The organism is Catellatospora chokoriensis (assembly GCF_011297315.1).
Classification (GTDB): Bacteria; Actinomycetota; Actinomycetes; order Mycobacteriales; family Micromonosporaceae; genus Catellatospora; species Catellatospora citrea.
This window is the reverse complement of the sequence record NZ_JAAOTI010000083.1, coordinates 1-536: the sequence shown is the minus strand read 5'-3', so window position 1 is coordinate 536 and position 536 is coordinate 1. Positions and strand designations below refer to the sequence as shown.

Sequence of the window (536 nt, the reverse complement as noted above, 5' to 3'; positions counted from 1 at the left end):
GCCGGTCAGGAGAGCGGCGGGTAGGCGTTGGCCATCAGTTCGGCGAACTGGGCCGGGAACCACGCGCCCGAGATCGGGGCGTTGGCCAGGGCGCCGGTCAGGTTGTTGCCGTTGAGCTGGTTACCGGTGTACGTCGGGTCGCACATCCGGTCGAAGCCCTTGCCCTCGTTGTTCGGGATCAGCGACGACGAACCGTCGGACTCGCCCGGGGGCTTGACCCACACGTACGCGTCGATACCGGTCGCCGGGTTGGCCCGGGGCCGCTCACCCAGACCCGCACCGGACTGGTTGCACCAGTTGCCGGCATGGATCCGCCGGTCGATACGCGACTGGTTGACGAACGTGTCCACGCTGGTCGACGTCGACGCCGCGGTCGGCCGCGCCGAACCACCCCAGCCGTTACGGGACGTGTCGATCAGCATGCCGATGTTGGAGTTGAAACCCTCCGACACCAGCCGGGTCCGGAACGCCTGCGCGAACGACTGCTCGTCGACGTAGAAGTTCCAGTCCACCCACTTGCTCTGCCGCACCGACGT

At 67.5% G+C, this 536-nt stretch carries 1 protein-coding gene; it reads right to left on the bottom strand.

The annotated features are described in order from the left end of the window. Positions 1-5: 5 nt before the first annotated feature. The coding region (locus HAV39_RS42070) for a glycoside hydrolase family 6 protein (protein ID WP_191844666.1) at positions 6-536 on the bottom strand (531 nt) is incomplete at its 5' end.